The sequence below is a fragment of the Streptomyces hokutonensis genome, assembly GCF_042751305.1.
Classification (GTDB): Bacteria; Actinomycetota; Actinomycetes; order Streptomycetales; family Streptomycetaceae; genus Streptomyces; species Streptomyces hokutonensis_A.
In genome coordinates, this window is the sequence record NZ_JBHYWD010000002.1 from 458,165 (window position 1) to 466,905 (window position 8,741).

Sequence of the window (8,741 nt, forward strand, 5' to 3'; positions counted from 1 at the left end):
TAAGTCCCTGGAGCCGGTCAGATGGACAGGATCGCCCGCACCCGCTTGCCGCCCCCGGTGAGCGGGGTGACATCGAGCCGGTGGGCCAGGCAGCGGACCATGGCGAGGCCGCGGCCGCTCTCGCCCTCGGCCGTCAGCGGCCGCACCCGCGGCGGGGCCGGGTTGTCGTCGTAGACCTCGACCGTGACGCGTTCGTCGGACAGTTGGAGCCGCAGCCGGCACTCGCCGCGCCCGTGTTCGGTCGCGTTGGCGACGAGTTCGGACACGATGAGCGTGGCGTCGTCGATCTGCTCCTCGTCCACCCGGGCCATCCGGCTGCGCGAGCGGGCGAGGAACTCCGATGTCAGTTTTCGCGCCTGCCCCGCCGCCGCGGCCTCGTCCGGCAGCAGGTACTCCACGCGTACGGAACGCCTATGGGTACGCCGATGCGTACGCATGGCGAATCACTTCCCCTCCTAGGACACCCGGTATCCCCGCGGTGTCACCGCACCGGGGCCGCTGCATCTCTTGCACGGCGGGTCCTGCACACTTCATGTGCCCGGAGTCCGTGATCGCCAACCGGCCCGCGCCACATGGTTGTCTCCGATCAGGAAATGTCAGTTCTCGGAATCAATTGGGTAAAGGGCCGGGCGCGTCCGAGGCGTTGCCTGGCAGCCTTGCGATGTCCAAGGTGGGGGAGGGGCCCCTGCGCGGAAGGCGAGTGCGGCTCCGGATGCCGCGACGCCGCTGGAGTGGACCATGGCCGTAACGAAGCCGCAGCGCAGTCTCTCCGTGCTGACCTGGCTGCCGGCCGCGGTGATGGCGGTGGTCGCCGTCGGGGACCTCCTCACCGGCCCCGGACTCGGCTTCCTGCCCCTGGCCTCCCTCGGACCGGCCTTCGCCGGACTGGTCGGCGGCTGGCGCCGCACCGCGTGGTTCGGGGCGGCGGCCCTCGCACTCTGTGTCGGACTCGGCCTCTACGACGGCCTGTTCCAGGAACGAAGAGGCTTCCTCGCCATGGTGTCGGTGGTGGGCGTGACCGGCGCGGGCATCGCCGCCGCCGTGATGCGCGGCCGCCGCGAGGCCGAGCTGGCCAGCGTGCGGTCCATCGCGGAGGTCGCGCAACGCGTTCTGCTGCGCCCGGTGCCGCTGACCGCGGGCCCGCTCCAGGCGGCGGTGTCGTACACCTCGGCCGTCGCGGAGGCCCGGATCGGAGGCGACCTCTACGAGGTGGTCGCCTCCCCGCACGGCGTCCGCGTCATCGTCGGCGATGTGCAGGGCAAGGGCCTGGCCGCCGTCGAGACGGCCGCCGTGGTCCTCGGCGCGTTCCGCGAGGCCGCGCACGACGAACCCGACCTGGTGGGACTCGGCGAGCGCCTGGAGCGCAGCGTCTCCCGCGTTCTGTCCGACGAGAAGTTCGTGACCGCCGTCCTCGCCGAGATCGGCACCGACCACGAGGTCCTCTTCCTCAACTACGGCCACCCGCCCCCGATGGTCGTACGGCGCAACGGCACCGCCGACTTCCCGGCACCGCCCGCCTACGCCCCGCCGCTCGGCCTCGGCGGCGCCCAGGGCGGCGAGCCTCCGAAGCCGTTCCCCGTGTGCTTCGCACCGGGTGAGCAACTGCTGCTCTACACCGACGGCGTCACCGAGGCCCGCGACGAGGACGGCACCTTCTATCCGCTCGGCGAGCGGGCTCATCTGCTCAAGGAACCCGACGCGCAGAGCGCGCTGGACTCGGTGCGCGAGGACCTGGTCCGGCACACGGCCGGCCCGCTCCACGACGACGCCGCGATGCTCCTGCTGCGCTACCACGGGCATGCTGAGACAGCGGGAGAGACCTCGCCCCCCGAGTGAGCAAGGGAGGTCTGTGACGGGCTCGCCTCGTGGCAATTTCATTGCTGCGTCAATCAAGTAAACTCGTCGCATGACCCCGCCCGAGCAGTCATTGCAGCCCATGAACCCGCGCGAAGAGGCGCTGGTGCGCGAACTCGCGCGGGTGATGCTGGTGCTGCCCCGCGCGGTCGACGCCGACATGGTGCGCGAGCAGCGTCTGCCGCTGACCGAGTACACGACCCTCATGCACCTCTCCGAGGCCGCGGACCGCCGCATGCGCATGAGCGAGCTGGCGTCCGTCTGCAACCTCTCGCTGAGCGGCATGACCCGCATCGTCGCCCGCCTGGAGACACAGGGCCTGGTCGGACGGGAGCGCTGCGCCGAGGACGCCCGCGGCTGGAACGCCGTACTCACCGACAAGGGCCTCGCCCGCCTCCAGGAGGCCTGGCCCGCCCACCTCGCCAGCGTCCGGCGCCATGTCCTGGACCACGTCGACGCCGACGACCTGACCCGGCTCCTCGGCGTGATGCGCCGTATCGCCACCTGACTGACCGAGCAGACCCAGGGAGTACGACATGACCACCTCAACCAGTACCGACGGCGTCACGCTCGGTCTCGACACGTTCGGCGACGTCACGAACGGCCCGGACGGAAAGCCGCTGACCCACGGTCAGGCCATCCGCCGCCTGGTCGAGGAAGGAGTCCTCGCCGACCAGGTCGGTGTCGACCACTTCGGCATCGGCGAGCACCACACCGAGGCGATGCCCCTGTCGGCGGCGGACATCGTGCTCGCGGCCATCGCCGCGCGCACCTCGGACATCCACCTCAGCTCGGCCGTCACCGTCATCAGCTCCGACGACCCGGTCCGCGTCTACCAGCGCTACGCCACCCTCGACGCCGTCTCCGCCGGCCGCGCCGAGGTCATCCTCGGCAGAGGATCGAGCACCGAGTCCTTCCCGCTCTTCGGCTACGACCTGAACGACTACGAGGAACTCTTCGAGGAGAAGGTCGCCCTCTTCGCCGAACTGCTCAAGGAGAAGCCGGTCACCTGGTCCGGCAACACGCGTGCCGCCCTCGACGGAATCGCCGTCTACCCGCGCAGCGAGACCGGCTCCATTCCCACCTGGATCGGGGTCGGCGGCAGCCCCCAGTCGGTGATCCGCACCGCCCAGTACGGGTTCTCCCTGATGCTGGCGATCATCGGCGGGGACATAGCCCGCTTCGCCCCGTTCTCCGAGCTGTACCGCCGGGCGCTGGCCGAGTTCGGCCACCCCGCGCGGCCCATCGGCGTGCACGCGCCCGGCCATGTCGCCGCCACCGACGAACAGGCGGTCGAGGAGTTCGTACCGGCCTTCCAGGAACTGATCCGCAGCGTGGCCCGGGAACGCGGCTTCCGCACCCCGACCCGCGAGAGCCTGATGCGCGACATCGGCCCCGGCGGCGCCCTGCACGTCGGATCACCCGAGACCGTCGCCCGCAAGATCGCCGACACCCTGAAGACCCTCGACGCGACCCGCTTCAACCTGAAGTACGGCATCACCGGAATGCCCCACGACACCCTCGTGACCAACATCGAGCTCTACGGCACGAAGGTGGCCCCTCTGGTGCGGGAGTTGATGGCGGACTGAGCGGACGGGGCGCGGAAACTCCGTTGCGGGCCGGGGGCCGTCACCCGACAGTGGGTCCATGACCGCCCCCACACCTTTGCAGCCAGGCCTGCGCGTCCGCCCGGCGACACCCGACGACGCGGTGGCGGTCTGCGCCCTGCTCAATGAGGTCGACCTGCTGGAGATCGGCCGCCCGGACACCGAACTGGCCGAGATCCAGACCGACTTGAAGCACCCCGAAGTGGACCTGGAGCGCGACTCCTGGCTGCTCTTCGAGGGCAACCGCCTGATCGGCTACGGCCTGCTGTGGGACGACTCGGGCGGCGAGCGGATCGACATCGACCACTACATCGTGCCGGGCCGACTGGCGGGCGCCCTGCACCTGTTCGACCTGATGGAGGCCAGGGCCGCGGAACGCGCCGCCGCCAACGGAGCGTCCCGCGCCGTGGTGCATCTGCACCTCACCCTGAACCCCACCATGGACCTGCCCGCACTGCGCGCCCGAGGCTGGCAGCCGGTCCGCCGCTACAACGTGATGGCCCGTCAACTCTCGGCGTCCGACGACCCGTTGCCCGCCGCCCCGCCCGGTGTGACCCTGCGCCCCTGCCTGGAGGAGGCGGACCGCCGCCGCGCCCACGCCCTCCTCCAGGAGGCCATGACCGAGCACTTCGACTTCCAGTACCGCACCTACACACAGTGGCTGGACGACATCGACGCCGAGCGCGTCGACTGGTCCCTGATCTGGCTCGCCCACGCCGACGGCCTCGGCGACGCCGCCATGCTGCGCACCCACAACGACCGCGCCTCCATGGCCTGGATCGGCAACCTCGCCGTCCTGCGCCAGGCCCGCGGCCGGGGCCTGGGCAGTCACCTCCTGCGCTACGGCTTCGGCCACTACGCGGCGCTGGGCCGCGACCGCATCGGCCTGGGCGTGGACACCGACAACACGAGCAAGGCGCTCGCCCTGTACGAACGGCACGGCATGACCCTCGACTACGGGGTCGACACCTGGGAGTTGATCGTCCCCGTCACCGGCGGGTGAACGACTTGAAGGTGTGACTGAAGTACCAGGTGTCCTGGGCGATTCCGGAGCAGTTGTTGGCGCCGCCGGTACCCACGCAGTTGCCGTTGTCGCGCTGGAGCGCCCAGAAGGAGAGCGTGTTGATGCCCTGGGCCTCGGCCCACTTCTTCACCGTGACGGCGTTGTCCGTGGTGAAGGTCTCGGCGGGGCCGAAGTCGTCGATGCCGGGCATCTCGGTGACGCCGATCGTCTTCCACAGCTTCGCCGCGTTCTTCTTCGGGTGCAGCGCGGCGAGTTGGGCGTGCAGGCCGGCGGCTGCGGTCTTGGTGTCCTCGGCCATGTCGTGGCTTGCGCCGTCGTAGTAGTCGAAGGTCATGATGTTGACGACGTCGACGCGCGCGCCGTTGTCGACGGCGTTCTGCAGCAGGGCCACGCCGTTGGGTGCGAGGCCGGTCGTGGTCGTGGGCAGCGTGTAGGAGAACTCCACGCTGCGGCCGGTGCGTTCGGCCCAGCGCTGCACCTTGGCGATGGCCTTGTTGCGGCGGTCGATGCCGGCGGTGTTGTTGATCGAGTCGGCCTCGATGTCGAGGTCGATACGGCTCACGCCGTAGGTTGTGACCAGGCTCTCGTAGACCTTGGCGATGGCGTCGACATCGGTGCAGCTGTCGGCCAGTTCGGTGTTGGTGGTGTCGGCGCCGTAGCCGCCGAAGGACGGGATGACGTTGCCGCCGCGCGCCTGGATCGTCGCGATGTCCTTGCCGAAGGTGGACCTGTCGATCGGCTGGGCGGGCTGGCCGTTCCAGTAGGCCGTGCACGAACCGGGCGCCTCGGTCTGCAGGAACGCCATCGTGAGGTACTTGTTGCCCGAGGCCGCGGCGAGCGCTGCCGGGCTCTCACCGGTCCACGCCTCGAAGTACGGCGCCGCCACATGGTCCGGCATGGGTCGCGCGCGATGATCGGCGCTCGCGGCACCCCCGCCGAGAGCAACAAGCCCCGCGGACAGGGCCGTTACGGCCGTACAGGACAGTGACGCGCGAAGAGGCCCAGGTCGTCTCATTGACGCTCCCATGCTGAAAGGAGAGAAGTCGCCCCGGACCGGGGCGAACAGCGACCATATTTGGACTAGACCAATCGTCTGTCAAGGTTCTTTACAGTGAACTGACCGGTACGTCGCGGAATTCGGTGGGACTCGGCCGCCCTAGTGGTGGTTGTGGTGCGCGTGTTTCTCTTCCGGCTCGCCGTGGTCCGGTGAACCGCCCATCATCCGCAGCATCGCCGGGCCGCCGCTGCGCAGGAACCGTACGACCAGGCTCGCGGCCAGCAGCAGGAAGACGATGTTCAGCCAGGTCGTGTAGTTCCAGGTGATGCCGTCGTCGGGGATCGTGGCGTCGGCCTGGTCGGGGATCAACCCCAGCCCGCCGAAGGTGAATTCGACGATGTAGCCGGCGACGGCCATCGCGGTGAAGAAGGTGACCAGCAGGAAGCCGGCCATCCGGGCGCCGTAGTACTTCCGGTAGATGTTCAGGATCGGCAGGATCAACAGGTCCGCGTAGATGAAGGCGATCACCCCGCCGAAGCTGATGCCGCCCTTCCACAGCACCACCGCGAGGGGCACGTTGCCGATCGAGCAGACGAAGGTCGCGACGGCCACCAGCGGGCCGACGAGCGGTCCGACCAGCTTCGCGGCGAGGGGGTGATCGGCGAGGAAGAACGTGTGCCAGAAGCTGTCCGGCACCCACGCGGCGATCGCGCCCGCGATCAGCAGCCCGGCCACCAGGTCGCGCAGGATCGCGGCCCACTCCATCACGAAGATGTGCGCGACGGACGTGAACCCGTCCCCCGAGAACAGCCGGCGGACGAAACTCCCCTCACCGCCGATCGACAGGTCGGCCAAGTGGTCGATCCCGCGCGGGAGTTGACCCGGCGCGAGGTCGAGGTCGTCCGGCTGATGGCCGAGGGGCGCAGCAACCGGGCCATCGCCGAGGCGTTGTTCCTCAGCGAGGCCACGATCAAGACCCATCTCGTGCGGATCTACCGCAAGTTCAAGGTCGACAACCGGGCGGCGGCCGTGTCGGAGGCCGTCCGCCGAGGGCTGCTCGAACTCACCTGACGGGCCGCCGCACCACGGCGACCTCCCTGGGCGAGAGCACGGGGAAACCGTCCTCGCCCGCACTGCCGACCAGCAGCTCCCCGGACAGACCGGTCAACGGCACTGTCCCGTCGGTCCGGTTGACCAGGAACAGGTAACGGCTGTCGCTGTTCCGGCGCACGGTCAGCTCGACAACTCCCCTCGCGGCGTCCGGGAGTTCGCTGTCGACGCCGGCGGGTGCGAGCAGCCGGGGGAGGAGGCCGGTGAGGCCTTCGCGGCCCAGGCGGGTGGAGACGTAGGCGGCCGAACCGCCACCCACCGTACGGCGGGTGACGGCGGGGCGGCCGGTGTACGTGCCGCTGCGGTAGTGGGCCAGCACCTCCACCTCCGGGTCGGTCACCGTGATCCGGTCGGTCCACAGGGAGCCCGTGGCGGCGGTGTCGAGGTCCAGCTCGACCGTGTCGCCGTCGAGCAGCGGGCCGAACTCCTCGATGCGGATGCCCAGAAGGTCGCGCAGGGCGCCCGGGTAGCCGCCGAGCCAGATGTGGTCGTTCTCGTCGACGACACCGGAGAAGTAGGTGGAGACGAGGTGGCCGCCCTGCTCGACGTACCGGGTGAGTTCCTTGGAGAGGGCCGCCGGGATCATGTGCAGCACCGGCGTGATCACCACGTCGTAGCGGTCCAGGGCGGTTTGGGCCGTGACGATGTCGGCCCGTACCCCGAGGTCGAGGAGGGCGGAGTACCAGTCCAGCGCCTCCTGGCGGTAGTCGAGCCGGTCGGTGGGGTGCGAGTCCTGCTCGCTCGCCCACCAGGACTCCCAGTCGAAGACGATGCCGACCCGGGAGCTCTCGCGGTCCGCTCCCGCGATGGGTGCCAACGTCCGCAGGGTGCGGCCGAGTTCGGCCACCGCGCGGAAGACCTCGCTATCGGCACCGGCGTGCGGCACCATCGCGGAGTGGTACTTCTCGGCGCCGGCCGCCGACTGGCGCCACTGGAAGTAGCAGACGGCGTCGGCGCCGTGCGCGACGTGCAGGAGCGAGTCGCGCGCCAGGTCGCCGGGGCGCTTGGCCACGTTCACGGGCTGCCAGTTGACGGCGCTGGTGGAGTGCTCCATCAGGAACCACGGCTTGCCGGCCGAGATGCCGCTGACCAGGTTCGCGGAGAAGGACAGCTCGTCGCGGTCCTGCGAACCCGGCGTGACGTAGTGGTCGTTGGAGACGAAGTCGATCTCGGCGGCCCAGTCGGCGTAGTTCATGCCCTTGGTGTTGCCCATCACCATGAAGTTGGTGGTGACCGGCACGCCCGGCGTGATCTCGCGCAACAGGTCGCGCTCCGCGCGCAGATGGTCCTTGAGCGCGTCGGAGGAGAAGCGCTTGAAGTCGAGTTGCTGGGTCGGGTTCGGGAAGGACGCGGCCAGCCGGGGCGGCAGTATCTGCTCCCAGTCGCTGTACCGCTGCGACCAGAAGGCCGTGCCCCAGGCCTGGTTGAGCGTGTCGATCGTGGAGTAGCGGGCGCGCAGCCAGTCGCGGAAGGCGCGGGCCGCGTCGTCGGAGTAGTCGTAGATGTTGTGGCAGCCCAGCTCGTTCGAGATGTGCCAGGCCACGAGCGCGGGGTGGTCCGCGTACCGCTCGGCCAGCTTCCTCACCAGGCGCAGCGCGTGCTCGCGGAAGACCGGCGAGGTGGGACGCCAGTGCTGTCGGCCGCCCGGCCACAGGGTCTCGCCCGCGGCGGTCACCGGGAGGATCTCCGGGTGCTCCGTGCTGAGCCACGGTGGCGGGGACGCGGTCGCGGTGGCCAGGTCGACGCCGATGCCGCCCGCGTGCAGCAGGTCCATGACCTCGTCGAGCCAGCCGAAGTCCCATGTGTCCCGGGCCGGTTGGATGCGCGCCCAGGAGAAGATCCCCAAGGAGACGATGTTGACGCCGGCCTCGCGCATCAGCCGGATGTCCTCGTCCCACACCTCGCGGGGCCACTGCTCCGGGTTGTAGTCGGCGCCGTAGGCGAGACGGGGCGTGGCGTCACCGTCCGGCCCGTGCCGCAACTGGGACAGGAGGGTGGAGATCATGGGGGTCCTTCCGGCTACTGCACAGGTGGAACGAGATGCGTGGTGGATTCCGGGCGGGGGGGGGGCGCGCGCGGGGCGGGGGGGGGGGGCGGGCGCGACGACGGCGGCTGGCCGGCGCGGGAGGACTCCCCCCCCGCGAGGAGA

7 protein-coding genes and 2 pseudogenes are annotated in these 8,741 nt (G+C 70.0%); 5 read left to right on the forward strand and 4 right to left on the reverse strand.

Features of this window, described 5'->3' with window-relative positions; all coding sequences use genetic code 11:
• Nucleotides 1-17 precede the first annotated feature (17 nt).
• Nucleotides 18-437: an ATP-binding protein gene (locus ACFXC1_RS08285; RefSeq protein WP_381240462.1), complete on the reverse strand. Its 420-nt coding sequence runs from the start codon at nt 435-437 to the stop codon at nt 18-20.
• Nucleotides 438-738: 301 nt separating this feature from the next.
• Here ACFXC1_RS08285 and ACFXC1_RS08290 point away from each other — a divergent pair, with 301 nt between their 5' ends.
• The 4 genes from ACFXC1_RS08290 to ACFXC1_RS08305 all read left to right on the forward strand — a co-directional run bounded on the left by ACFXC1_RS08290 (nt 739) and on the right by ACFXC1_RS08305 (nt 4,464).
• Nucleotides 739-1,836, forward strand: coding sequence for a PP2C family protein-serine/threonine phosphatase (locus ACFXC1_RS08290; RefSeq protein WP_381240464.1), 1,098 nt, complete (start codon nt 739-741; stop codon nt 1,834-1,836).
• A 70-nt stretch (nt 1,837-1,906) separates the two neighbouring features.
• Nucleotides 1,907-2,362, forward strand: a complete 456-nt coding sequence (locus ACFXC1_RS08295; protein WP_381240466.1) for a MarR family winged helix-turn-helix transcriptional regulator — start codon at nt 1,907-1,909, stop codon at nt 2,360-2,362.
• A 28-nt stretch (nt 2,363-2,390) separates the two neighbouring features.
• Complete coding sequence (locus ACFXC1_RS08300) at nt 2,391-3,443, forward strand: Atu2307/SP_0267 family LLM class monooxygenase (protein WP_381240468.1); 1,053 nt, start codon at nt 2,391-2,393, stop codon at nt 3,441-3,443.
• A 58-nt stretch (nt 3,444-3,501) separates the two neighbouring features.
• Complete coding sequence (locus ACFXC1_RS08305) at nt 3,502-4,464, forward strand: GNAT family N-acetyltransferase (RefSeq protein ID WP_381240470.1); 963 nt, start codon at nt 3,502-3,504, stop codon at nt 4,462-4,464.
• Here the strand turns inward: ACFXC1_RS08305 and ACFXC1_RS08310 are convergent.
• Both ACFXC1_RS08310 and ACFXC1_RS08315 read right to left on the reverse strand, forming a co-directional pair.
• A complete protein-coding gene (locus ACFXC1_RS08310) occupies nt 4,451-5,383 on the reverse strand; it encodes a chitinase (RefSeq protein ID WP_381240472.1) in 933 nt (310 codons plus the stop codon). The genes ACFXC1_RS08305 and ACFXC1_RS08310 overlap by 14 nt on opposite strands.
• A gap of 258 nt (nt 5,384-5,641) precedes the next feature.
• A pseudogene (locus ACFXC1_RS08315) lies at nt 5,642-6,331 on the reverse strand (permease); the annotation flags it as partial.
• A gap of 12 nt (nt 6,332-6,343) precedes the next feature.
• Between ACFXC1_RS08315 and ACFXC1_RS08320 the strand changes: the two are divergent.
• A pseudogene (locus ACFXC1_RS08320) lies at nt 6,344-6,553 on the forward strand (response regulator transcription factor); the annotation flags it as partial.
• Here the strand turns inward: ACFXC1_RS08320 and ACFXC1_RS08325 are convergent.
• Nucleotides 6,546-8,597 carry a beta-galactosidase gene (locus ACFXC1_RS08325; protein ID WP_381240474.1) on the reverse strand — a complete coding sequence of 684 codons (2,052 nt, stop codon included), beginning with the start codon at nt 8,595-8,597 and terminating at the stop codon, nt 6,546-6,548. The pseudogene ACFXC1_RS08320 and the gene ACFXC1_RS08325 overlap by 8 nt on opposite strands.
• Between the last annotated feature and the right edge of the window lie 144 nt (nt 8,598-8,741).

What these genes read in the sequence shown, in the direction of transcription:
- ACFXC1_RS08285 (WP_381240462.1), bottom strand. Translation starts at nt 437, where the DNA reads ATGCGTACGCATCGGCGTACCCATAGGCGTTCCGTACGCGTGGAGTAC.
- ACFXC1_RS08290 (WP_381240464.1), top strand. Translation starts at nt 739, where the DNA reads ATGGCCGTAACGAAGCCGCAGCGCAGTCTCTCCGTGCTGACCTGGCTG.
- ACFXC1_RS08295 (WP_381240466.1), top strand. Translation starts at nt 1,907, where the DNA reads ATGACCCCGCCCGAGCAGTCATTGCAGCCCATGAACCCGCGCGAAGAG.
- ACFXC1_RS08300 (WP_381240468.1), top strand. Translation starts at nt 2,391, where the DNA reads ATGACCACCTCAACCAGTACCGACGGCGTCACGCTCGGTCTCGACACG.
- ACFXC1_RS08305 (WP_381240470.1), top strand. Translation starts at nt 3,502, where the DNA reads ATGACCGCCCCCACACCTTTGCAGCCAGGCCTGCGCGTCCGCCCGGCG.
- ACFXC1_RS08310 (WP_381240472.1), bottom strand. Translation starts at nt 5,383, where the DNA reads ATGCCGGACCATGTGGCGGCGCCGTACTTCGAGGCGTGGACCGGTGAG.
- ACFXC1_RS08325 (WP_381240474.1), bottom strand. Translation starts at nt 8,597, where the DNA reads ATGATCTCCACCCTCCTGTCCCAGTTGCGGCACGGGCCGGACGGTGAC.